Origin of the sequence: Pseudomonas fragi (assembly GCF_002269505.1) — a bacterium.
In the GTDB taxonomy this organism is placed as follows: Bacteria; Pseudomonadota; Gammaproteobacteria; order Pseudomonadales; family Pseudomonadaceae; genus Aquipseudomonas; species Aquipseudomonas fragi_D.
On sequence record NZ_NQKQ01000003.1, the window covers coordinates 1 to 21509 of the forward strand.

The following is a 21509-nucleotide window of genomic DNA, read 5'->3' on the forward strand; positions in this document are numbered from 1 at the left end:
GCACCCAGAAGCGCCCCCGCCAAGCCCAGACCCGCCAAGCCCAGCAGTGCAGGCCAGAACCAGCCTATACCGGAACCTGCGATCAAACCGTCGAAACCGCTCAGTTTGTCGGCACCCAGAACCTGAGGCGAAGATTCACCGTCCATCAAAAACGCGGCGGAGTGATCCTGATCAGCGTCTGAACAGATGTACTCGTGATAGGTGCCGTCTTCGGCAACGCCTACCAGTTGGCCTTGATTATCGAAGAAATCTTCGATAATCACTTGCGGCTGGTCGGGGTCTGTCCCTTCAAGGGCAATGTGCAGGTTTTTGCCAACACGTTTGATGGTGATGTTTTCCGGAGCAACACCGTTCTCACCCTCAGCCAGAATATATTTGCCGTTGGGTATGGCTTTGATAACTGCCGGTTTGCCTTGCGGGTTAGATCGGAGCTCAGTTGTTGAAGTGATGGTTTTACCTTCTACAACAGCTATATTCACGGCTTGTGTGTTCACAGTTACTACTCTTTCACGGGTGGGGAAGGCCAAAACAGCACCGCACTGCAGGGCATTCTGGATTTCTACTAGTGTCAGAGAACCGGGAAAGGCGGATAAATAGGACGTGTCCCAAAAATGAGTGTGCAGAACGAGGGTGAGCAGGGGGGAGAGGCTATAGGGGAGGCGAGACAAGGCAGTCAAAGGTTGTGTCGACAAGCCTCAAGATTTTGCGCGGTAGTGATTGGCATATTACTGTCAGTGGTAAAGCGGCGGCACGCTCTGCCGCCGGTGTGTTGAGGCTGGGTAATGGCCGGATGTGTCAGTTATGCCGGGGCAACATGCGCAGCAGGGTGTTGTCCTTGATCAAATAGTGGTGCCCCAGCCCTGCAACGGCATGCAGGCCGATCAGCCAGTAGCCGATGGTACCGCCCAGTTCATGCCAGCTCTTGATCTGCTTGGCGAAGTCCGGGTCTTTGGCGGTCAGCGGCAAAATGTCGAAGCCATAGAAGTACACCGGCTTGTCGTTGTAACTGAGCACCAGATAACCCAGCACCGGCATGGCGATCATGAACACGTACAGCGCCCAGTGCATCAAGGTGGCCAGGGCGGTTTGCCAGGCCGGCGGGGGCGGAGTGATTTTCGGTGCTGCACCCAGGGTGCGGGCCAGCAGCCGCAGCCAGACCAGCGCAAACACGGTCAAGCCAAGCATGAAGTGCGCATCCTTCATCAAGTTTCGACCGTCGCTGTCCTTGGGGAAGATGCCGCGAAATTCGATTGCTGCATAAATCAGTACAAACAGCAGAACCATTAGCCAGTGCAGGGCAATGGACATTCGGCTGTAGTGCAGGGCGGTACTTTTCCAGGTCATGGTGGTTCCTCAGAGTTCAGGTCTTTAGCCCCCGTTCTTGTATGACGGAGTACGTTTACTTTAAGCGTGTCGGCCAATTTTGCACTTGAGATGTGTCAGTTTTCAGGGTTGCCCGGCACATTTGGCCAAAGATCGGAGACCAGAAACAAGCGTTCGGCTTCGACCCAGTCGCCGTCAGCGCTTTCGGTCAGGCGCACCAGTAATTGCGCAGGGGCCTGCGGGTGCAGTTCAGTAAGCCAGATACCTAGCTGCTGCCTGGTCCACAGACCTTGCGGGGCATAGCGCGCCGGAGCCAGCCAGGCGTGCCGGGGCAGGGGTTGCCAGCACCCTGCGGCGCTCTGGCGGATAAACGCCGGCCAGTCGCGCTGATGCAGCCAGCGCCCGCGCAGGTGCTGCGGGTTGGCCCCGGTCGGTGGCAGGGCTTGCCCCGGCCACGGATACAACAGGTAGCCACCCAGCCACAGATGGGCGCTGAACGTTTGCACATCCAGGCTGGTCAGCACCTCGCGGCTTTCCGGGCGGCTGGACATGGGCAGTTGGTGCTGGCTGAAGTGCTTGAGCTTGCGGTCGAGGCGATCGTTGCTGCCCGGGCCGAGCCATTGCGCCGGGTCGCTGCCATCGCCGTCCTGAGGCCCGAGGTAGAGCTTGATTGCCAGCTCAAGGTGATGCACGCCGTCGCGGTCGCGCAGCAGCAAGTCCAGCTCTCCCAGGGTATGCCCGCCCAGGCGGATCGGCAGGTTGGCGGCAACCAGCTCGACGCCTGGCGCATGCTGTACGGCAAATTGCCAGAGCCGCTCGTAGTAACGCCCCAGGCGCCGGGTGGTGGCCTGCTCGAGCCAGTGCTGGAGGGGTTGGCTGTTGCGGTCCAGTTCGCGCAACCACCGCTCCAGCAGCTCCGGTGCCTGGACCCAGTCGCTGCCTGCCAGAGGGTGACGCTGTGGCCAGGGTGTGTGGGTCAGCATCGGCGGAGCGAGAATCACCCACGCCAGATCGCGCACCTCAGGGAGGTGCAATTGGTGGGGCAGGTTGAGCAAGTCGGGGAAGAGGGTCATTGTGCGAGCATAGCCGCTCACGGGGCTGAAAGGGTTTTGTCTATCGTCGTCTTTCACCCATAATCGTAGTTTTCGCACGCATAGAATCCCGCAGGAGCCCCATGGAGCAATTTCGTAATATCGGCATCATAGGTCGTCTGGGCAGCTCGCAAGTGCTCGATACGGTTCGCCGACTGAAAAAATTCCTGCTCGAGCGGCATATGCACGTGATCCTGGAAGACACGATTGCCGAGGTATTGCCCGGTCATGGCCTGCAAACTTCGTCACGCAAAATGCTCGGCGAAGTCTGTGACATGGTGATTGTGGTCGGCGGCGATGGCAGTTTGCTGGGCGCCGCCCGCGCCCTGGCCCGACACAATGTCCCGGTACTGGGTATCAACCGTGGCAGCCTGGGCTTTTTGACCGATATCCGCCCCGATGAGCTGGAAGTCAAAGTGGCCGAAGTGCTTGATGGCCATTACCTGGTTGAAAACCGTTTTCTGCTGCAGGCCGAAGTGCGCCGTCACGGTGAAGCCATCGGCCAGGGCGACGCCCTCAACGACGTGGTGCTGCACCCCGGCAAGTCCACGCGAATGATCGAGTTTGAACTGCATATCGACGGCCAATTCGTCTGCAGCCAGAAAGCCGACGGCCTGATCGTGGCCACGCCCACCGGTTCTACGGCCTACGCCATGTCAGCGGGTGGCCCGATCATGCATCCCAAGCTCGACGCTATCGTGATTGTGCCGATGTACCCGCATACCCTGAGCAGCCGCCCGATTGTGGTGGATGGCAACAGCGAACTTAAAATCGTGGTAGCCAAGGACATGCAGATCTACCCGCAAGTGTCGTGTGATGGTCAGAACCATTTCACCTGTGCGCCGGGCGATACCATTAATGTCAGCAAAAAAGCGCAAAAACTGCGCCTGATCCATCCTTTGGACCACAACTACTATGAAGTGTGTCGGACCAAGCTTGGCTGGGGTAGCCGACTGGGCGGCAGGGCTGACTGATGCTCGATCCTGCGCGCAGTTACGATCTGATCGGTGACGTGCATGGCTGTGCTCATACCCTTGAGCACCTGCTGGAGCGTCTGGGCTATCGCAAACTCGCCGGTATCTGGCGACACCCGCAACGGATAGCGGTGTTTCTGGGTGACATCATTGATCGCGGTCCGCGCATTCGTGAGTCGCTGCATATTGTTTACGACATGGTGCGCAGCGGTCAGGCCCTGTGCCTGATGGGCAACCATGAATTCAACGCGCTGGGCTGGTGTACACCCGCGCCTGCCGGCAGTGGCAAGCAGTTTGTGCGCGAGCACACGCCGCGCCATGCCCGGCTGATTCACGAAACTCTCGAGCAGTTCGACAACTATCCCGCCGAATGGCGCGAGTTCGTGCAGTGGTTTTACGATATGCCGCTGTTTGTCGATGCCGGGCGCTTTCGCGTGGTGCATGCCTGCTGGGACAGCGAGGTTATTGCAACCTTGCGCGCGCAATACCCCGACGGCTGTATCGACGAGGCTTTTTTGCAGGCTGCGGCGGTGCCCGACAGCTTTGCCAACCTGAGCTTCAATCGCCTGTTGCGCGGCACCGACATGCGCCTGCCCGGCGGCATGACCCTGACCGGCGGCGACGGCCTGACGCGGGCGTTCTTTCGCACCAAGTTCTGGGAAGACGACCCCAAGACCTACGGCGATATCGTTTTCCAGCCGGACGCACTGCCTGAACGGGTGGCACAGCAGCCACTGTCCTCCACCGAAAAAAGTGCCCTGTTACGCTACGGCATTGATGAACCGCTGTTGTTTGTCGGGCACTACTGGCGCAGCGGCCGGCCCGCGCCGATCCGTGCGAACCTGGCGTGCCTGGATTACAGCGCGGTGTTGTACGGCAAACTGGTGGCTTATCGTCTGGACCAGGAAACCCGGCTCGATCCGAACAAATTTGTATGGGTGAATGTAGATCGCCCTGAGGCCATTCAATGAGTGCTGTAGCTGTATTGCGTTTGCCGTTGTCCGTGGACCTGAGCGGTTTTGTTGCTTTGCTGCGGCGCATGCAGGTGCCCCATCGGGTCAGCGAAGAGGCGGGCGAGCAAGTATTGTGGGCACCCGAGTCGATTGCCGAGGATGTTCGCAGCCTCTACCAGCGCTTTCCGTTGGGCGACCCGGACCACGCGATACCCATTGTTGAGCGCCCGCCGGCCATGGCCCGCCCGGGTTTTGCGCAGCAGCTGCGCGATAGCCCGGCCACGGCCATCGTGTTGCTGCTGTGCGTGATCGTGGCCGCGGTGACGCAACTGGGTGACAATTTGTCGACCCTGCGGTTTTTCACGTTCCTGGACTTCAGCATTCACGGGCAATACATAGAATTCACACCTTTGTCCGACAGCCTGGCGTCGGGCCAATGGTGGCGACTGTTTACCCCGATGCTGATTCACTTCGGCTTCCTGCATATCGCCATGAACGGCATGTGGTACTGGGAGCTGGGGCGACGCATTGAAATGCGTCAGGGCAGCATCAACCTGATCGGCCTGAGCCTGTTGTTCAGTGTGGTGTCCAACTTTGCCCAGTACCTGTTTGGCGGTCCGAGTCTGTTTGGCGGCTTGTCGGGGGTGTTGTACGGCTTGCTGGGGCATGTCTGGATCTATCAGCTGATGGCCCCCAACCCCCTGTTTAACCTGCCGCGCGGGGTACTGGTGATGATGCTGGTGTGGCTGGCATTGTGCATGTCGGGGCTGGTGTCGATGATCGGCTTTGGCCAGATCGCCAATGCTGCCCACGTCGGCGGGCTGGCCATCGGTTGTCTGACCGGGTTGCTGGGCGGGCTTTGGGCGCGGCGCAAACAGGCAATATGAGATATGTGTAGTCGCTGCCGGAGGCTGCGATATGGGCGCAGGGGTTTCGAAAAAACGGGTTACTCCGCAACCCTTCGCAGCCTGCGGCAGCGACTACAGGGTTAATTACATTTTCAGAGCGGAAACAGAACCATGTCCTCTTTCAACGAAATGATTCAAAACATCACCCCCGAGATCTACCAGAGCCTGAAACTGGCCGTGGAAATCGGCAAATGGGCTGACGGCAACAAACTAACCGCCGAACAGCGCGAGCTGTCGTTGCAGGCGATGATTGCCTGGGAAGTGAAGAATCTGCCCGAAGACCAGCGCACCGGTTATATGGGCCCGCAGGAATGCAGCTCCAAATCGGCGCCGGTGCCCAACATCCTGTTCAAGTCGGATGCTATCCATTGATTGAGATTGGTCGCGGTGCAATCAGCAAGATGTCGGCAAGCCTGCAAACGCCGACCGTTCAGTATGCGTTTCGTCTGGGCGATACCGAGGTGCCGGTCAACCCCCTGATCGGCACCCGGTTGCGTCTGGAATACCTGGGAGAGATCAACTGCTCCCACTGCGGGCGTAAAACCAAAAAGAGCTTCAGCCAGGGCTACTGCTACCCGTGCATGACCAAACTGGCGCAATGCGATGTCTGCATCATGAGCCCGGAGCGCTGCCACTACGAGGCGGGCACCTGCCGTGATCCGTCGTGGGGCGAGCAGTTCTGCATGACGGATCACGTGGTCTACCTGGCCAACTCATCCGGGGTCAAGGTCGGTATCACCCGCGCCACCCAATTGCCGACCCGCTGGCTCGATCAGGGCGCCAGCCAGGCGCTGCCGATCGTGCGGGTTGCCACCCGTCAGCAATCGGGCTTTGTCGAAGACCTGTTCCGTTCGCAAGTGGCCGACCGTACCAACTGGCGCGCACTGCTCAAGGGCAATGCCGAGCCGGTAGACCTCAGCGCGGTGCGCGATCAACTGTTCGAGAGCTGTGGCGAGGGCATGCAAGCCCTGCAGGAGCGTTTTGGCCTGCAAGCGGTACAGCCTTTGCATAGCGTCGAGCCCATCGAGATTTGCTACCCGGTCGAGCAGTACCCGACCAAGATTGTCAGCTTCAATCTGGATAAAGATCCGATCGTCGAAGGCACGCTGATGGGGATCAAGGGTCAATACCTGATATTCGACACCGGCGTTATCAATATTCGCAAGTACACGGCCTACCAGCTGGCCGTGCATCAGTAAAAGGACTCCAGCATGCGCACCGAACAACCGCAAATGATCTACCTGAAGGACTACCAGGCGCCCGATTACCTGATCGACGAGACGCACCTGACCTTCGAGTTGTTCGAGGACCACACGCTGGTCCATGCGCAACTGGTGATGCGCCGCAACCCGGCCCGTGGCGCAGGCTTGCCGGCCCTGGCGCTGGACGGCCAGCAGCTTGAGCTGCTGTCGGTCAGCCTGGACGACATCGAACTGGCCGCCGAGGACTATCAGCTCAGCGACAGCCACTTGATCCTGCACCCGACCAGCGAACAGTTCGTGGTCGATACCAGCGTGCGCATCCACCCCGAATCCAATACCGCGCTGGAAGGGCTGTACAAGTCCGGGGGGATGTTCTGCACCCAGTGCGAGGCCGAAGGCTTTCGCAAGATCACCTATTACCTCGACCGCCCGGACGTGATGAGCAAGTTCACCACCACCGTTGTGGCCGAGCAGCACAGCTACCCGATTCTGCTGTCCAACGGCAACCCGATCGCCAGCGGCCCCGACGAAGACGGCCGGCACTGGGCAACCTGGGAAGACCCGTTCATGAAACCGGCGTACCTGTTTGCGCTGGTGGCCGGTGACCTGTGGTGCGTCGAAGACACCTTCACCACCATGAGCGAGCGCAGCGTGGCGCTGCGTATTTATGTCGAGCCGGAAAACATCGACAAATGCCAGCACGCCATGACCAGCCTGAAAAAATCCATGCGCTGGGACGAAGAAACCTACGGTCGTGAATATGACCTGGACATCTTTATGATCGTGGCCGTCAACGACTTCAACATGGGCGCGATGGAGAACAAGGGCCTCAATATCTTCAACTCCAGCGCCGTACTGGCCCGCGCCGAAACCGCTACCGATGCCGCGCACCAACGGGTCGAAGCGATCGTCGCCCACGAATACTTCCACAACTGGTCGGGCAACCGCGTGACCTGCCGCGACTGGTTCCAGCTGTCGCTCAAGGAAGGCTTCACAGTGTTCCGTGATTCCGAGTTCTCGGCCGACATGAACTCACGCACCGTCAAGCGCATCCAGGACGTGGCCTATCTGCGCACCCATCAGTTCGCCGAAGACGCCGGCCCCATGGCTCATGCCGTGCGCCCGGAGAGCTTTATCGAAATCTCCAACTTCTACACCCTGACCGTGTACGAGAAGGGTTCGGAAGTAGTGCGTATGATCCATACCTTGCTGGGTGCCGAGGGGTTTCGCAAAGGCAGTGACCTGTACTTCGAGCGTCATGATGGGCAGGCCGTGACCTGCGATGATTTTATCAAAGCCATGGAAGATGCCAACGGCGCCGACCTGAGCCAGTTCAAGCGCTGGTACAGCCAGGCAGGCACGCCGCGCCTGGCCGTTAGCGAGCACTACGACGCGCAACATCACACCTACAGCCTGAGCTTTGCGCAAAGCTGCCCGGAAACTCCGGACAAGGTCGAAAAACTGCCGTTCGTGATTCCGGTCGAACTGGGCCTGCTGGACGCCTCTGGCGGTGAAATTGCCCTGCAACTGGCAGGCGAAGCTGCTGCCTCGGGCACCAGCCGCGTGCTTTCGGTAACTGAAGCCGAACAGACCTTTATCTTTGTCGGCGTCAACGAAAAACCGCTGCCTTCGTTGCTGCGCGGTTTTTCGGCACCAGTAAAACTGAGTTTCGCCTACAGCCGTGACCAGTTGATGTTTCTTATGCAGCACGACAGTGACGGCTTCAACCGTTGGGATGCCGGCCAGCAACTGTCGGTGCAGGTGCTCCAGGAGTTGATCGGCCAGCATCAGCGTGGTGAAGCGCTGGTCATGGATCAGCGTCTGGTCGAGGCGTTGCGCACCGTGCTGGGCAATGACCAGCTGGATCAGGCAATGGTCGCTGAAATGCTGTCGTTGCCGGGTGAAGCCTACCTGACTGAAATCAGTGACGTGGCCGATGTCGAGGCGATCCATGCCGCCCGCGAATTTGCCCGTAAACAGTTGGCCGACAGCCTGTTTGATGCCCTGTGGGCGCGTTACCAGGCCAACCGCGAAGTGTCCAAAGCCACGCCTTATGTGGCTGAAGCCGAGCACTTTGCCCGTCGCGCACTGCAAAATATCGCACTGTCGTACCTGATCCTTAGTGGCAAGCCACAAGTGCTGGCAGCGGCGCTGGAGCAGTTCGAGCACAGCGACAACATGACCGAACGCCTGACGGCGCTGGCAGTGCTGGTCAACTCGCCCTACGAGACGGAAAAAGCAGCGGCGCTGGCCAGTTTCGCCGAGCAGTTCAAGGACAATCCGCTGGTCATGGACCAATGGTTCAGCGTGCAGGCGGGCAGCCCTTTGCCCGGCGGTTTGCAGCGCGTACGCGAGTTGATGGAGCACCCGGCGTTCACAATCAAGAACCCGAACAAGGTGCGGGCACTGGTGGGAGCGTTTGCCGGGCAAAACCTGATCAACTTCCATGCGGCGGACGGTTCGGGTTATCGCTTCCTGGCGGACCTGGTGATCGAACTGAATGGCTTCAACCCGCAGATTGCCTCGCGGCAACTGGCACCGTTGACCCGCTGGCGCAAATACGATGCCGCGCGACAAGCGCTGATGAAGGCAGAGCTTGAGCGCATCCGCAGCTCGGGCGAATTGTCCAGCGATGTGTTTGAAGTGGTCAGCAAAAGTCTGGCGTAACGCGGGAACAAAAGTCCCTCTCCCGCAGGGTGAGGGGCTTCGCCTTTTTTATGGTGTTTTGCCGCCCAGGGTGATCAAACGAGACACCGGTACTTGCTGCAGGACCACGGTGTAATTGACGACACCGTTCTGCCCCTGAACATCCTTGTCGATATAGCTGTGGTCATGGTCGGTTAGGCTGGCAATGAGCTGGCCGTCGCGATAAATCTGCACGGGCTTGCCGGACGGCTTTTCTGTGCGCCAACTCAGGCTGATCTGGCCGCCCTCGGGTTGTGGCTGCACAGTAAGCTGCCTGACACCCACGGGCCCGATCAGGGGCAGGCCATCCATCGCGTAACGGGTCAGGTCCGGTTTTACCCCGAGCCAGGCCAGTACGGTCGGGCTTATGTCTGCTTGGCTGGCAAAACCGTACAGGCCTTTGAAGTCGTGATTTGGCGGGTTGCCGACGGGGGCGCTCAATTGTGCGTTGCCGGTCTTGTTCATGGCGATAAAAGTGGTTTTTTCGCTCAGGGTTTGCTCGCCGTGGTCCTTGCCTTCGGGCAAGTGCCTGCCGTGGTCGGGTAACACGATAACCAGCCAGTCTTCTTCGGGATGCGCCTTTTCACGCTGTTGCAGGGCCTGGAGTATCTGCCCGACCTGGGCATCCACGGTATGGATCGCCTGCTGATACTGGGGGGTAAAGCCGAGCCGGTGGCCGGTGATGTCGGGTTCGTCGAAGTGGGCGAACAGCAGATCGGGCTGGCCGGACTCCAGTTCATGGCTGACCTTGTCTACCACGCACGGATCGACCCCCGAGCACTTGATGGCCAGGTCGATATAGCCCTGGGTAATGTCCTCGGCGAAGTTTTCGTTGATCACGTTCCAGCTGACGATGCTGGCAGTCTTGCGTTCAGGGAATGCCAGCTTGAGCTGTTTGAACAGGCTGGGCGCCTGGTTGCGCAGCGCCTCGTCATTGGCATTGACCTGATGGCGGTCAACCCAGCTGCCGGTGAGGATGGTTGTCCAGCCCGGGCCACTGACCGTGGGCTGCTGTGTAGAGGAGCCGAGCACGCCGCCGGTGTAGCTTTTATACAGGTGCAAACGGGCAATGTTGGGGGCCTTGCCCTGTTGAATAGCCTTTTGCAGCTTCTGGTACTGCATGCCGTCTACGCCAATCAGCAAGGCCTTGTGGGTTTTTAGACTGGAGGTGTCGGCAGGAGGGGATGCCAGTGCCGTGAATGAGAGGTTCAGGCAGGCCGTAATCAGGGCATATTTTAGTAAATTCATACTCACCTCCGTGACGTGGATGCTTGTCGTTCACATCAGCGTAGTCCTTCAGGTGAAGCGGGTTGCCTGCATCGCAGGCAAGCCAGCTGCCACAAAAGCACAGGGTTAGAACTTCCAGCTCACCGACGCCGTGACGTTACGCGGTGCGCCATAGTTGCTCTGGCCATAGCGCACGCTTTGCAGGTATTTCTCGTTGGTCAGGTTGTCGAGGTTGAGCTGGGTGCTCCAGTGCGGGTCGATATCGTAACTGGCCATCAGGCCCACCAACGCATAAGCCGCCTGGTTCGCCGCCGGGGTGTCGTCGTTCTCGACCTTGCTCTGCCACTTCAGGCTGCCACCCACCTTGATCTGCGGTGCCATCGGCAGTTTGTAGGTCATGGACGTGGACAGGGCATTGCGCGGTATAAACTTGCGTCCGCGGTTGTTGTCGGCATCGGTGATATAGACGTAAGTGTAGCCGCCGCTGATTTGCAGACCCGGCGCCAGTTCGCCCGAAGCTTCCAGTTCTACACCGCTGCTCTTGTACGACATGCCGTCATACAGGTAACCGCCCAGGGAAGGGTTGAAACCTGAGTAGGTGGCGACGTTGTCCTGCTGGGTATGAAACACCGCTGCCGAAACGTCGAGCTTCTTGTCCAGCAGATGCCCCTTGATCCCGGCCTCGTAACTTTTGCCCTCCAGCGGGTCAAGTACTTGCCCCTGGGTATTGAGGTAGTACTGCGGGTTGAAGATCTTGGTGTAGCTGGCATACAGCGAGTACTGCGGCGTCAGGTCGTAGACCACGCCTGCGTACGGCGTAACCTTGCCATGAATGCTCACGTCCCGGCCTGAACCGTAGTTTTCACCGTCGCTGTCGGCACTGAGCATGCGTGCACCCACGATCAGGTGCAGGTCGTCGGTGAGGCTCAAGCGTGTACCGGCGTACAGGCTCTTCTGGCGGTCGGTGTAATTGGACGTCGCGTCGGCATTGGCCATGTTGTAAGTGGGTTTGGCAATTACACCGTTGAGGGCATCTTCCAGTGACACTGGGGTGTAATAAGAGGAAGTACCGTACAGCGAAGTCTCTTGCGTGCGTGAGCGCGCCACGTTGGCGCCGAAGGTCAACTGGTGCTCACGCCCGCCCAGGCTGAAAGGGCCACTGAACGAAAGATCGCCATCCAGTTCGCGGGTCTTGCCCTTGTAGTTGGAGGCCAGCCCCGTGTAGCCGGTGCTTGAGGTGCTGTCGCCATAGATGTAGAACATGTCGGTGTCTTCACGGTGCTCCATGGCGGTCACGGTCAGCGTGGACTTCCAGTCATTGGCGAAGTTGTGCTGCCACTCGGCGAATGCGCGGCGGGTGCGTACGTCCCAGTACACCCACGGTTGGGCAATGTTGGCACTGGTACTGCTGTAATGCAGAGCGTTGCCGCTGCTGTCGGTCAACGGCAGGGCGCCCCAACTGGCGCCGTTGGCATCGCTTTTTTGCTCTTCATAGCCCACGGTCAGGGTGTCGTCGTCAGTCAGGTCGAAGGCCAGCATGCCACTGAAGATGTTCTTTTCGCGGGAGTAGCGATCCAGGTAAGAGTTGCCCACTTCATTGGCGTAGATGACTCGCCCGCGGACATTGCCCGAGTCGGTCAACGGCCCGGAAACATCCAGATCGACCCGGCGCTTGTCCCAGGAACCGGCGCTGACGCTGACCTTGGCTTCTGGTTCATAGGTGGGGCGCTTGCGGATAAAGTTGACCGTGGCTGACGGGTTGCCGGTGCCCGTCATCAGGCCGTTGGCGCCATGCAACACGTCAACCTGCTCGTAGGGGGCGGTGTCGATATCACCCACCAGCACGCCGCCGGTGAGCCCCATGCCCATGCCGTCATATTGAAAATTAGTGATGTCAAAACCGCGCGCAGTGAAGTACGTGCGGTCGGTTTCGACCTTCTGCACATTGACCCCCGGGGTACTGTCCAGCACATCGCGGATGCTGTTGAGCTTGAAGTCGTCCAGTTGCTCGCGCTTGATGCTGGTAATGCCCTGGGGGGTTTGCCCGGCAGTGAGGTTCAGTCGCGTGGTAGTGGCGCTGGGTCTGGCTTGATAGCCCGGCGGAGCATCTTCACTGTCGGCGCTGCCGGTGACACTGGTGGCGGGCAGGCTCAGGGTGTTTTCATCGGCTGATGCCGTATTGAACATACTCAGTGCGACAAGTGTAAGAGCAGACGTGGGGAGGGTGAACAGTGAGCGCATGATCTGCGAATACTCCGGGCAGGAACTTCGTAAACGAGAATTAGTTACAAATCATTGCATTCTTGTAAGTGATAATCAATGCTGTTTACGTGTCTTTACTTTTCGTCGCGAAATCGTAGTGGTGCGCTTTTGATCAGACGCCTCCACGCCGCGGAAAAATGCCGCCAGCCGAGTATCTGTAAAATCTCGGCAACGGTTCTGCGTGAAGGCTATAAACTGTCAGCCTGTGTGGTTCTGGCTTGAAGCGTCGGAGCCGGTTCATCATCGATAGCGAGTAGTGCATTCATTAAATGAGCAACCCCACCTCTACCTCCCAAGCCAACTGGCAGCCGGTCATCGCGCTGGCGCTGGCCGCTTTTGTGTTCAATACCACCGAGTTTGTGCCGGTGGGGCTGCTGAGCGCGATTGGTGCAAGTTTTGACATGGCCACGGCCAGCGTCGGGCTGATGCTCACCATCTATGCCTGGGTGGTGTCGCTGGCTTCCTTGCCGATCATGCTGGTGACACGCAACGTTGAGCGGCGCAAGTTGCTGCTGGTGTTGTTCGGGCTGTTTGTCGTCAGTCATGTGCTGTCGAGCCTGGCAACCAATTTCGGCATTCTGCTGCTTAGCCGGATCGGGGTGGCGCTGTCCCATGCGCTGTTCTGGTCGATAACGGCCTCACTGGCGGTGCGCCTGGCGCCCGAGGGCAAACAGGTGCAGGCGCTGGGGCTGCTGGCCACCGGTACCACGCTGGCCATGGTGATGGGGGTTCCCCTGGGGCGTTTGCTGGGCGAGGCCATGGGCTGGCGCACCACTTTCCTGGTGATCGCTGCGCTGGCAGTGTTACTGGTGCTGTGGCTGGCGCGCACTTTGCCGTTGCTGCCCAGCCAGAATTCCGGCTCGCTCAGAAGCCTGCCGGTGCTGTTCAAGCGACCTGCGCTGGTGGCGGTGTATCTGTTGACGGCAGTGGTGATCACTGCGCAGTTCACCGCCTACAGCTATATCGAACCCTTTGTACAAAACGTGGCGGGCATGAGCGGCGGTACTGTGACCTTGATCCTGTTGCTGTTCGGCGGTGCGGGGATTTTCGGTTCGCTGTGCTTCAGCTGGTTCCACAAATACAGCCCGCAAGGCTTCCTGTTGACGGCGGTGGGCTTGCTTGCGCTGTGCCTGTTGCTGCTGTTGCCGGCAAGCCACTGGATTGAGTCCCTGGGCGTGCTGAGTATTGTCTGGGGGATGGCGATCATGGGCTTTGGTCTGGCGTTGCAGTCCAAGGTGCTGACCCTGGCGCCGGATGCCACCGATGTGGCGATGGCGATGTTTTCCGGTATCTACAATATTGGCATTGGCGGCGGAGCATTGCTGGGCAGTTCGGTGGGCAGCCATTTCGGCTTTGCCTGGATCGGGCTGGCAGGTGGTACGCTGGCGGGGCTGGCCCTGGCGTTTTATGCCTTGAGCATGTACCGGCTCAGTCGCAGCCCGGCAGAGGGCTGATCGTCCGGGGCTCTGGCGCAAGGCCAGGGCCCCGGCAGGTTTTACACGGCGCTCAGGTGCTCGTACAAAATCGTGGCGCCCACGATGATCAGCACCACACCCCCTACAATTTCGGCGCGCTTGCCGACCAGGCTGCCCAGCGCCCGGCCCAGCATGGTGCCGATAATCACCATGGTCATGGTTGCCAGGCCGATGGCTGCTGCTGCCAGCCAGATATTGACGTCGACAAATGCCAGGCCTACGCCTACTGCCAGTGCATCGATGCTGGTCGCGAGGGCGGTGACCACCAGAATCCAGAAAGAGTGTTGCGAGGGTTTGTCTTCGGGTTCGTCTTCATCGGGTTTTACGCCGTTGTAGATCATGTACAGGCCCAGGCCCAGCAGCAGGGTGAAGGCGATCCAGTGGTCCCACTGGGTGACGTAGCTGCTGGCCGCCTGGCCGATGGCCCAGCCGATCACCGGGGTAATGGCTTCAATCACACCAAAGATCAGGCCGGTGCGCAGGGCTTCGCTGAAACGGGGTTTGTGCAGGCTTGAGCCTTTACCGATGGCAGCGGCAAAAGCGTCGGTGGACATGGCGAATGCCAGGAGAATCAGGGCAATTGGGTTCAATTCAGTCATCCAGCCGGGCTTGAGACAACGACATAGCACTGCGCGCCCGACTTCAGCACAGGTATGACGTTGGTCTCGCAAATCCGTATGGATGCCATGGCCACGGCAGGTTGCCGAGAATGTTGACCAGAGCGCCGCCACTTGCATGACAGCCAGCTACTCCCCAAAGAGGGGGCCGAGGTTAACAGAAAAAAGGGGGAATGGGGAAAAGGCTAAATTTTGTGTAGGGTTATTCGTATGTGAGATTGCGTAAAAACTGTCGCCGCTGACTCGCGGAGCGAGACTGCGATCGGCGACGCAGCGGCCAGCCTGTTTGAATGCAAGATTTGCGACCGACATATGTTCTCTGTGGGAGCCGGGCTTGCCCGCTCCCACAAGAGATTGGCGTTGCTTCAAATTGTTGCTTTTGCTGTAGCCGCTCGAGAGTCCAGGCGCCGCAAATGTCGGCTATGTACCGGGATTACCTGCCACCCTTCATGCCGACGTGCTGACCATCGACCCTGAACTGCCACTGCCCTGGGCCGTCAGTGCTTGCAGCAAGGCGGCCGTCGCCGCCTGCAACGCTGCAGCAGTCGCAGTCACCTGGGCCTGGGCACCGGCCACGGCGGCGGCTTTGCTGGCTTCGTTCTGGTCACTGGCCTGGATGCTCTGCAGCGCCTGCATCTGCTGCTGAAGCTGCTTTTGCAACTGCGCGATCTGCTTTTTAATCTGCTTGACCGTATCCGAGCTGTCGTCATCAGTGTCAGCCGGCGGTGCCGCATTGGCGTCTCGCGCCGCCCGTGGCTTGACCTGTTCGGTGGCCGTTGCGCCGGCATCACTCACGGTAGTGCTGTCCGTCGCCTTGCTGGCCGTGGTGGCGGACGAGCTCTGAATGTTCAGGCTCGATGCCAGGGGATTGATGCTGCCAACCATGTCGATGCGTCCTTTAGACTTGTTGTCTTACAGGCCATCGGCAGGTTGCGCTGGCTCTTTAACGGCGCGGCTGAAAAAAAGCCGGGCAAGCGCTCATATGCTTATGCAATTAAAGTATTTAAATTTAATTTCTTATATCTATAAAGTCATACCCCTGCGTACAGGTCGACCAATCGACGCGCCGCACGAAATGAACCAGCACGGAGCGTCCGTGAGTTTCTGATCGATCAGCGCGCCATTGGGCGTGCTCTGCGTGGGAGTGATTTATGTCTGCACCGTCTGCCTCTGCGATTGCCGTGGGCATCGCCCCTCAAGCCTTCGACATCCGTCCGTTCAACGGCGCCGTGGGAGCCGAGATCATCGGTCTGGATCTGGCCCTGCCGGTCAGTGACCAGGACTTTGCGCGTATCCATCGCGCGCATCTGGAACATCACGTGGTGGTGTTTCGTGATCAGCGCATTACCCCGCAGCAGCAGATCGACTTCAGCCGTCGCTTCGGCATCTTGCAGATCCATGTGCTCAAGCAGTTTCTGCTGACCGGTCACCCGGAAATTCTTATCGTCTCCAACATCATTGAGAACGGTCAGTCCATCGGCCTGGGCGATGCGGGTAAATTCTGGCACTCGGACCTGTCCTATAAAGAACTGCCAAGCCTGGGCTCGATGCTGCATGCCCAGGAGTTGCCCGCAGAGGGCGGCGATACCTTGTTTGCCGATATGCACAAGGCCTGGGACGGCCTGCCGCACGCCTTGCGCAAGGCGGTCGAAGGGCGTTCGGCTGCACATTCGTATACGGCGCGTTACAGCGAAACAAAATTCGAAGGCAACTGGCGCCCGACCCTGACCCCCGAGCAATTGGCGCAGGTGAACGAAGTGGTGCACCCGGTGGTGCGCACCCACCCGGAAAACGGCCGCAAGGCGCTGTTTGTCAGTGAAGGCTTTACCACGCGTATCGTCGGCCTGCCCGAGGACGAGAGCCGCCAGTTATTGGCCGAGCTTTACGCCCACAGCGTGCTGGAGCAGAACATCTACCGCCATCAGTGGCAGCCCCATGACCTGGTGTTCTGGGACAACCGCTCGCTGATCCATCTCGCCGCCGGATGCCCAAGCCATCTGCGCCGCAAGCTCTATCGCACCACCATCCAGGGCAACGCGCCTTACTGATTGACTCATTTCAAGGAGCATTGCCATGCCCGCATCGATCAAAACCGTGGCCGCAAGTCTGGGCCTGAGTATTAGCCTGCTTGCCAGCAGCCTGGTGGCGCCGAATGTCGCCCATGCCGAAGGTGAAATCCGTATCGCCGAGCAGTTCGGCATTGTTTATCTGTTGCTCAATGTGGTGCGCGATCAGAACCTGATTGAAAAGCACGGCAAGGAGGAGGGCATCGATATCAAGGTCGATTGGACTCAGTTGTCCGGCGGGGCGGCGGTCAACGATGCCTTGTTGTCCGGTTCCATCGACATTGCCGGGGCCGGGGTTGGCCCGCTGCTGACCATCTGGGACCGCACCCACGGCAAGCAGAACGTCAAGGCCGTGGCGTCGCTGGGCAACTTTCCGTACTACCTGCTGAGCAATAACCCGAACGTCAAAACCATCGCCGACTTCACCGAAAAAGACCGTATCGCGGTACCGGCCGTGGGCGTTTCAGTGCAGTCGCGCTTTCTGCAATACGCGGCGGCCAAGCAGTGGGGCGACAAAGACTTTAACCGCCTGGACAAATACACCATCGCCGTCCCGCATCCGGATGCGACTGCTGCGCTGATCGCCGGTGGCACAGAGCTGAGCGGGCATTTTTCCAATCCGCCGTTCCAGGATCAGGCGCTGAAAAATCCAAACGTGCATGTGGTGCTCAACACCTACGACTTGCTCGGCCCCAACTCGCCAACGGTATTGTTTGCCACCGAGAAATTCCGTAACGACAACCCGAAAACCTACAAGGCCTTTGTCGAGGCGTTGACCGAGGCGGCCGAATTTGCCCAGAGCGACAAGGCTGCTGCCGCGGATACGTACATTCGCGTGACAAAGTCCAAAGTCGACCGCGACGAGTTGCTGAAGATCATCGACACCCCGGAGTACGAGTTCAGCGTGACGCCGAAAAACACCTACCCACTGGCTGAGTTTCTGTACCGCGTTGGCGCGATCAAAAACAAACCTGATTCCTGGAAAGATTACTTCTTCCAGGACGCAAAACCGCTGCAGGGGAGCTGACAATAATGAATGCCAGCGTGCAAGGCCACACGGCCAGCCACTTGAACGCAACAGGGCCCGCCCTGTTGTCGGTCGATCAGGTCAGTCTTGAGTACCGCACGCCGCAACGTGTGGTGCGGGCGACTCATCAGGTCAGCTTTGAGATCGATCCGGCCGACCGCTTTATCCTGCTTGGCCCTTCGGGATGCGGCAAATCGACGTTGCTTAAGGCCGTGGCCGGATTTCATGCCCCCTGCGAAGGGCAGATCCGTCTGCAAGGCCAGCCTGTGACTGCGCCGGGGCCGGACCGCATGGTGGTGTTTCAGGAGTTCGACCAGTTGCCGCCCTGGAAAACCGTGAAGCAAAACGTGATGTTCCCGTTGCTGGCGTCGAAAACCCTGCCACGGCGTGAAGCCGAAGAACGGGCGCTGCACTATCTGGACAAAGTCGGCCTGGCAGCGTTTGCCGATGCTTACCCGCACACCTTGTCCGGTGGCATGAAGGCCCGGGTGGCGATTGCCCGTGCCCTGGCCATGCAGCCGAAAATCCTGTTGATGGACGAGCCCTTTGCCGCCCTCGATGCCCTGACCCGGCGCAAGATGCAGGAAGAACTGCTGCTGCTCTGGGAGGAAGTGCGCTTTACCTTGCTGTTTGTTACTCACTCCATCGAAGAGGCGCTGGTGGTTGGTAACCGTATCCTGCTGCTGTCGCCGCATCCGGGACGAGTGCGGGCCGAGATCAACAGCCATCAATACAACCTGCACAGCCTTGGCGGTGCGCAATTTCAGCACACGGCGCAGCGCATCCATCGCTTGCTGTTCGATGAGGCTGACGCCGGTACCGGCGAACAACCGCTGAACTTCGCCGATATCCGTATCGCTTATTGAGCTGTGGAGGATTGCCCGATGAGCCAATCATCATCTGTACGTCAGGAATATGAAGTGGTCCTGGAACCTTTGCTGAGCGTCCCGCTTGAGCGCGAACTGCCCTTGGGCCAGCGCCTGTGGCAGCAGGGCTGGTTGCGCAAGAGTCTGATCCTGATCGTACTGGCAGTGCTTTGGGAACTGGTGGCGCGCTACCAGAACAATGACTTGCTGCTGCCGACGTTTTTACAGACGGCCAGTGCGTTGTATGACGGCCTGATCAGCGGCGAATTGCTGAGCAAGGTGGGTATATCCCTGGTGGTGCTGCTCAAGGGCTACCTGATCGGCATCGTGCTTGCGTTTGCCCTGACGACACTGGCGGTTTCCACCCAATTGGGCCGTGATTTGCTTAGCACCCTGACCTCGATGTTCAACCCGCTGCCGGCCATTGCCTTGTTGCCGTTGGCACTGTTGTGGTTCGGCCTGGGGCAGAACAGCCTGATATTCGTGCTGGTGCATTCGGTGCTCTGGGCCCTGGCGCTGAACACCTACGCGGGATTTCTCGGGGTATCGGAGACCCTGCGCATGGCCGGGCGCAATTACGGTTTGAAGGGGATTCGCTTTGTGCTGTTTATCCTTATTCCGGCGGCGCTGCCCTCGATTCTCGCTGGCCTGAAAATCGGCTGGGCCTTTGCCTGGCGCACGCTGATCGCCGCCGAACTGGTATTTGGCGCCACCAGCGGCAAGGGTGGCCTGGGCTGGTACATCTTCCAGAACCGTAACGAGCTATACACCGACAAGGTATTTGCCGGCCTGGCGGTGGTCATCCTGATTGGCTTGCTGGTAGAGAACCTGGTGTTCGATACCCTGGAGCGGATCACGGTCAAACGCTGGGGCATGCAGCGCTGACCAGCAAAACCGGACCTTTGTAGAATGTAGTCGTTGACGAGCTGTGCGAGGCTGCGATCGGCTGCGAAGCAGTCGTATAACAGCCGACCCGGAGTTTCTGAAGCATTGCGCTAACCGGGTTTACGGCGATTGCATCGCCGATCGCAGCCTCGCACGGCTCGTCAGCGACTACAGGCTCAGCCCCACCCCGCGCAATATTACCGAGGTGATGGTCTGTACCGCCTGATGGTATTGCTGGTCGGACAGCGGCTGATGGCCGTTGAGTGCGCAGACCTGATAGTCGAAGTCGGCATAGTGCTGGGTCGAGGCCCAGATCATGTACAGCAGCGCCGAGGGCTCGACCGGGTTGATGCGTTTCTCGTCCACCCACTGGCGTATCTTCAGCTCCATACGTTTGGCGCCCTTGGCCATGTGCTCGTCGAGCATGTCCTGGAACAGCGGTGCACCGCGCATGATTTCGTTGGCCCACAATTTGGAGCCGTGGGGGCGGGTGCGTGAATGGTTCATCTTTTCCATGATGTAGCTGGTGAGCACCACCCGCGGGTCGTCGAAATTCTCGAAACACGCGCCTTCCAGCCCCCAAGTGTCCAGCAGGTTGACCAGAACTTCGCGGTACAGCTCGTCCTTGGTGGAAAAATAGTAGTGCAGGTTGGAGCGCGGCAGTGCGGCTTGCAGGGCGATATCGGCCATCTTGGTCCCGGCATAACCTTGTTCGGCGAAAACTTTCTCTGCGGCCAAAAGGATTTTTTCGACGTTTTTGCGGCGGATCTTAACTTTCGGGTTGCTCATCGAGTACCTGATTCATTACGCCAGATGTGGCCTGGGGGTAGGTTCACAGCATAGGTCAATTGCCAGTGGGCGCAGTGCGGAAAATCTCCGCGTACAGTGGCCAGTGATCCGATACGCCCTGGGCATGCCGGGCGCTGTCGAAGCGTGCCGGGGTGCCCCAGCGGTTGACCTGGTAAGGGCTCTGGTGCACCAGGCGAATGCTCTGCGGGTCAACCTGCCAGCCATTGAAACCGTTGGCGCCGGTCATCTGTGGCGGGAACAGAAGCATGTCGAAGAACGACCACTCGCGCTTGGTGTGGTAGTAGTAACTGCCTTTGCAGCCCTCGCAGCCGATGAACTGGGACACCGCCCAGGTGCTGGCCAGGTCTTTGGCGATATAGCCGTGCTGTTGTTCTTCGCTGGCATTGATATTGAAGTCACCGCCGACAATGGGCAGTACATCGTCCGGCAGCTCACTTTTGAGCCGTGCCAGGTAGGCCACGGCCTGTTGGCGCAAGTAGCCCGGCGCGCCGCCCGAGGGCAGATGCAGAGAGAAAATCGCCGCTTTCTGGCCATCGGGCAACAACAGGCGCACTTCGAGAATGCCCCGGGTTTTACTCACCCGTACCGGGTCGTCATTGCCCAGCGCCTGGTAGGGCACCGGGTGCAGGCGGGCCGTGTCCCATTGCGGCAAGCGGCTGAGCACGGCGGTGTCAATGCCGCGCTCGTCCCGGCCTTCGATCAGTACGCGGGTCTGGTAGGCGGATGCGTTCAGGCGGGCATTGAGTTGCTCGACAACCTTGATGTTCTCCACTTCGTTGAGCATCAGGATATCCGGGCCGCGGCCTTGATTGATCTGTTTGATCACCGCGCTCAGGCGCTTGAGCTTTTCATCGAGCAACGCCTGGGTCCAGTCGTTTTCTTCACACTCCTTGCGCCACGCCGGGACTTCGATTTTTGTGCAGCTGGCCAGATACTCCGGGTGCGCGCGTTTGACGCTAAGGGGCAAGTAGGCGAAGTCGTCCTTGCCGGCATCGTGCTCGGTGTCGAAGAGGTTTTCGACGTTCCAGGTCATCAGCGAGACCCGCGTTGTCTGAGGTTCGGTGTGGGTGGTACAGGCGCTGAGCAACAGGGTGGCGAGTGCAAGCAGCAGGGGTGGACGTAAAAAAATCATCGAGGG

General features: G+C 59.3%; 20 protein-coding genes. 11 read left to right on the plus strand and 9 right to left on the minus strand.

What is annotated here, in order from left to right; all coding sequences use genetic code 11:
- From CJU81_RS03950 to CJU81_RS03960, 3 genes are all read right to left on the minus strand, one after another.
- Positions 1–527, minus strand: a 527-nt coding sequence (locus CJU81_RS03950; protein ID WP_217902749.1) for a hypothetical protein, incomplete at its 3' end; no start/stop codon positions are given.
- A gap of 268 nt (positions 528–795) precedes the next feature.
- Positions 796–1344: a cytochrome b gene (locus CJU81_RS03955; RefSeq protein ID WP_095035574.1), complete on the minus strand. Its 549-nt coding sequence runs from the start codon at positions 1342–1344 to the stop codon at positions 796–798.
- A 95-nt stretch (positions 1345–1439) separates the two neighbouring features.
- The gene (locus CJU81_RS03960) at positions 1440–2396 is read right to left on the minus strand and encodes a DUF1853 family protein (RefSeq protein ID WP_095035575.1); all 957 of its coding nucleotides are present in this window, start codon (positions 2394–2396) and stop codon (positions 1440–1442) included.
- Between the two features lie 101 nt (positions 2397–2497).
- On the opposite strand from CJU81_RS03960, the gene CJU81_RS03965 reads away from it, so the two are divergent.
- The 6 genes from CJU81_RS03965 (at position 2498) to pepN (ending at position 9118) form a co-directional block, all read left to right on the plus strand.
- Positions 2498–3388 carry an NAD(+) kinase gene (locus CJU81_RS03965; protein ID WP_095000386.1) on the plus strand — a complete coding sequence of 297 codons (891 nt, stop codon included), beginning with the start codon at positions 2498–2500 and terminating at the stop codon, positions 3386–3388.
- Complete coding sequence (locus CJU81_RS03970; RefSeq protein ID WP_095035576.1) at positions 3388–4359, plus strand: metallophosphoesterase; 972 nt, start codon at positions 3388–3390, stop codon at positions 4357–4359. The genes CJU81_RS03965 and CJU81_RS03970 overlap by 1 nt, the downstream gene beginning before the upstream one ends.
- Positions 4356–5228, plus strand: coding sequence for a rhomboid family intramembrane serine protease (locus CJU81_RS03975; RefSeq protein WP_095035577.1), 873 nt, complete (start codon positions 4356–4358; stop codon positions 5226–5228). The genes CJU81_RS03970 and CJU81_RS03975 overlap by 4 nt, the downstream gene beginning before the upstream one ends.
- A gap of 132 nt (positions 5229–5360) precedes the next feature.
- Positions 5361–5621 (plus strand): YeaC family protein, encoded by a 261-nt coding sequence (locus CJU81_RS03980; RefSeq protein ID WP_095035578.1) that lies wholly within the window; start codon positions 5361–5363, stop codon positions 5619–5621.
- Complete coding sequence (locus CJU81_RS03985) at positions 5618–6448, plus strand: DUF2797 domain-containing protein (protein WP_095035579.1); 831 nt, start codon at positions 5618–5620, stop codon at positions 6446–6448. Before CJU81_RS03980 ends, CJU81_RS03985 begins: the two co-directional genes overlap by 4 nt.
- A gap of 12 nt (positions 6449–6460) precedes the next feature.
- A complete protein-coding gene (gene pepN / locus CJU81_RS03990) occupies positions 6461–9118 on the plus strand; it encodes an aminopeptidase N (protein ID WP_095035580.1) in 2658 nt (885 codons plus the stop codon).
- Positions 9119–9166: 48 nt separating this feature from the next.
- Here pepN and CJU81_RS03995 read toward each other — a convergent pair whose 3' ends face one another.
- Together CJU81_RS03995 and CJU81_RS04000 are read right to left on the minus strand one after the other, a co-directional pair.
- Positions 9167–10384 carry an alkaline phosphatase family protein gene (locus CJU81_RS03995; protein WP_095035581.1) on the minus strand — a complete coding sequence of 406 codons (1218 nt, stop codon included), beginning with the start codon at positions 10382–10384 and terminating at the stop codon, positions 9167–9169.
- 105 nt (positions 10385–10489) lie between these two features.
- Entirely contained in the window at positions 10490–12604 is a 2115-nt protein-coding gene (locus tag CJU81_RS04000) for a TonB-dependent siderophore receptor (protein ID WP_095035582.1), read from the minus strand.
- Between the two features lie 290 nt (positions 12605–12894).
- Here CJU81_RS04000 and CJU81_RS04005 point away from each other — a divergent pair, with 290 nt between their 5' ends.
- A complete protein-coding gene (locus CJU81_RS04005) occupies positions 12895–14079 on the plus strand; it encodes a sugar transporter (protein WP_095035583.1) in 1185 nt (394 codons plus the stop codon).
- Between the two features lie 41 nt (positions 14080–14120).
- Here CJU81_RS04005 and mntP read toward each other — a convergent pair whose 3' ends face one another.
- Together mntP and CJU81_RS04015 are read right to left on the minus strand one after the other, a co-directional pair.
- Positions 14121–14690 carry a manganese efflux pump MntP gene (gene mntP / locus CJU81_RS04010; protein ID WP_095035584.1) on the minus strand — a complete coding sequence of 190 codons (570 nt, stop codon included), beginning with the start codon at positions 14688–14690 and terminating at the stop codon, positions 14121–14123.
- Between the two features lie 474 nt (positions 14691–15164).
- Positions 15165–15602: a hypothetical protein gene (locus CJU81_RS04015; RefSeq protein ID WP_095035585.1), complete on the minus strand. Its 438-nt coding sequence runs from the start codon at positions 15600–15602 to the stop codon at positions 15165–15167.
- A 266-nt stretch (positions 15603–15868) separates the two neighbouring features.
- Here CJU81_RS04015 and CJU81_RS04020 point away from each other — a divergent pair, with 266 nt between their 5' ends.
- From CJU81_RS04020 to CJU81_RS04035, 4 genes are read left to right on the plus strand one after another with little or no spacing between them, the layout of a single operon-like run.
- Positions 15869–16765 carry a TauD/TfdA dioxygenase family protein gene (locus CJU81_RS04020; RefSeq protein WP_095035586.1) on the plus strand — a complete coding sequence of 299 codons (897 nt, stop codon included), beginning with the start codon at positions 15869–15871 and terminating at the stop codon, positions 16763–16765.
- Positions 16766–16790: 25 nt separating this feature from the next.
- Positions 16791–17810, plus strand: coding sequence for an ABC transporter substrate-binding protein (locus CJU81_RS04025; RefSeq protein ID WP_095035587.1), 1020 nt, complete (start codon positions 16791–16793; stop codon positions 17808–17810).
- A 5-nt stretch (positions 17811–17815) separates the two neighbouring features.
- Positions 17816–18676 (plus strand): ABC transporter ATP-binding protein, encoded by an 861-nt coding sequence (locus CJU81_RS04030; RefSeq protein ID WP_095035588.1) that lies wholly within the window; start codon positions 17816–17818, stop codon positions 18674–18676.
- A gap of 18 nt (positions 18677–18694) precedes the next feature.
- Positions 18695–19561: an ABC transporter permease gene (locus CJU81_RS04035; protein ID WP_095035589.1), complete on the plus strand. Its 867-nt coding sequence runs from the start codon at positions 18695–18697 to the stop codon at positions 19559–19561.
- A gap of 168 nt (positions 19562–19729) precedes the next feature.
- Here CJU81_RS04035 and CJU81_RS04040 read toward each other — a convergent pair whose 3' ends face one another.
- Together CJU81_RS04040 and CJU81_RS04045 are read right to left on the minus strand one after the other, a co-directional pair.
- The gene (locus CJU81_RS04040) at positions 19730–20350 is read right to left on the minus strand and encodes a TetR/AcrR family transcriptional regulator (RefSeq protein ID WP_095035590.1); all 621 of its coding nucleotides are present in this window, start codon (positions 20348–20350) and stop codon (positions 19730–19732) included.
- 55 nt (positions 20351–20405) lie between these two features.
- The gene (locus CJU81_RS04045; protein WP_095035591.1) at positions 20406–21503 is read right to left on the minus strand and encodes an endonuclease/exonuclease/phosphatase family protein; all 1098 of its coding nucleotides are present in this window, start codon (positions 21501–21503) and stop codon (positions 20406–20408) included.
- Positions 21504–21509 lie beyond the last annotated feature (6 nt).

What these genes read in the sequence shown, in the direction of transcription:
- CJU81_RS03955 (WP_095035574.1), bottom strand. Translation starts at nt 1,344, where the DNA reads ATGACCTGGAAAAGTACCGCCCTGCACTACAGCCGAATGTCCATTGCC.
- CJU81_RS03960 (WP_095035575.1), bottom strand. Translation starts at nt 2,396, where the DNA reads ATGACCCTCTTCCCCGACTTGCTCAACCTGCCCCACCAATTGCACCTC.
- CJU81_RS03965 (WP_095000386.1), top strand. Translation starts at nt 2,498, where the DNA reads ATGGAGCAATTTCGTAATATCGGCATCATAGGTCGTCTGGGCAGCTCG.
- CJU81_RS03970 (WP_095035576.1), top strand. Translation starts at nt 3,388, where the DNA reads ATGCTCGATCCTGCGCGCAGTTACGATCTGATCGGTGACGTGCATGGC.
- CJU81_RS03975 (WP_095035577.1), top strand. Translation starts at nt 4,356, where the DNA reads ATGAGTGCTGTAGCTGTATTGCGTTTGCCGTTGTCCGTGGACCTGAGC.
- CJU81_RS03980 (WP_095035578.1), top strand. Translation starts at nt 5,361, where the DNA reads ATGTCCTCTTTCAACGAAATGATTCAAAACATCACCCCCGAGATCTAC.
- pepN (WP_095035580.1), top strand. Translation starts at nt 6,461, where the DNA reads ATGCGCACCGAACAACCGCAAATGATCTACCTGAAGGACTACCAGGCG.
- CJU81_RS03995 (WP_095035581.1), bottom strand. Translation starts at nt 10,384, where the DNA reads ATGAATTTACTAAAATATGCCCTGATTACGGCCTGCCTGAACCTCTCA.
- CJU81_RS04000 (WP_095035582.1), bottom strand. Translation starts at nt 12,604, where the DNA reads ATGCGCTCACTGTTCACCCTCCCCACGTCTGCTCTTACACTTGTCGCA.
- CJU81_RS04005 (WP_095035583.1), top strand. Translation starts at nt 12,895, where the DNA reads ATGAGCAACCCCACCTCTACCTCCCAAGCCAACTGGCAGCCGGTCATC.
- CJU81_RS04015 (WP_095035585.1), bottom strand. Translation starts at nt 15,602, where the DNA reads ATGGTTGGCAGCATCAATCCCCTGGCATCGAGCCTGAACATTCAGAGC.
- CJU81_RS04020 (WP_095035586.1), top strand. Translation starts at nt 15,869, where the DNA reads ATGTCTGCACCGTCTGCCTCTGCGATTGCCGTGGGCATCGCCCCTCAA.
- CJU81_RS04025 (WP_095035587.1), top strand. Translation starts at nt 16,791, where the DNA reads ATGCCCGCATCGATCAAAACCGTGGCCGCAAGTCTGGGCCTGAGTATT.
- CJU81_RS04030 (WP_095035588.1), top strand. Translation starts at nt 17,816, where the DNA reads ATGAATGCCAGCGTGCAAGGCCACACGGCCAGCCACTTGAACGCAACA.
- CJU81_RS04035 (WP_095035589.1), top strand. Translation starts at nt 18,695, where the DNA reads ATGAGCCAATCATCATCTGTACGTCAGGAATATGAAGTGGTCCTGGAA.
- CJU81_RS04040 (WP_095035590.1), bottom strand. Translation starts at nt 20,350, where the DNA reads ATGAGCAACCCGAAAGTTAAGATCCGCCGCAAAAACGTCGAAAAAATC.
- CJU81_RS04045 (WP_095035591.1), bottom strand. Translation starts at nt 21,503, where the DNA reads ATGATTTTTTTACGTCCACCCCTGCTGCTTGCACTCGCCACCCTGTTG.